The organism is Vibrio sp. 10N.247.310.17, assembly GCF_041466605.1.
GTDB lineage: Bacteria > Pseudomonadota > Gammaproteobacteria > Enterobacterales > Vibrionaceae > Vibrio > Vibrio tasmaniensis_A.
The window spans coordinates 1-1,021 of sequence record NZ_JBFSTC010000234.1; the positions used below are offsets into that span (position 1 = coordinate 1).

The 1,021-nt window shown below is 43.7% G+C and carries 1 pseudogene; it reads left to right on the forward strand.

The features are described 5' to 3' along the window. Positions 1-87: 87 nt before the first annotated feature. Positions 88-1,021 (forward strand): annotated as a pseudogene (locus tag AB6D80_RS25075) (hypothetical protein); the annotation flags it as partial.

Here is a 1,021-nt window from a genome sequence, read left to right on the forward strand (position 1 = left end):
GCCTCATCATCTCGAATAATCACTCAACCACTCTTCCAAGCCTTGCAATGGCAAGGCTTTTTTACGTTCATTCATCAAGGAATTACCATGTCAAATAAGACCCTCTTTAATTCTGACCATCTACCGATATTAAAGAAACAATTACACACTATATTCGATCAACTTACCTTCGCTGAAATCATTCAGGGCAACGCCACCGAAAAAAACACATGGTTATCGATTTGCGCTCAAGCGGTAGGTTATGGCGACTGGGACGACTTAAAAGCGCAAGCAGTCACGCACCACGAGCCAACCCACAACATTCTATTTAACCAAGCATCCATCATTCCTTTCATCCAAAGTGTCAGAGTCAGCTTGGGGGAGCACATCGACAATATTGAAGGCTTTACCCATGTCATACTAAGAAACTTAACTACCGAAGAGTTAAACGCCATGAATGGCAATAAAGAAGAGCTTCCCCCCCTACCCAAAGCGCCAACGTCCTATACGTTAGAATTAGGACCGAATACGGCCTATGCCCGCGACCTTTTAGATTGGCTGTGGCCAAGAACAAAAAATTACCAAGTAGACCCTATCAACACTCAGTATCTAGCGCACATGAAAGAAAAGCGAATGAGCTTGAGCAAGTCTCAAGCAAAAGAGCGCGCTTTGGATGTTTACCCACACTCTGGCATGCTAATCAGAGACATCTTAGAGCAACTGATTTCAGAAAATTACCTAGAACTCAACGATGATCAAAGGTGCGTCACTTTTACTCGCAAAGGTCTTAATTATCTCAACGGAAAAATGACCCACGAATATGACGACCAATGGAAAGAATGGTTTAAGGCATTTGCAGCGCATCTCAAAAAAATCCCATACCGATACATCAAGATAGATTGGACACCCTATATCGATTTATATGCCCGGGGCATGTCACCCATTGAGGCGGCAAAAAGTCTTGAATGGTCAGAATGCTACACTCAAGCACACTCAGAGATCCAATCGGCCATTAAACACCAACTCGACATCCATCTGCCTC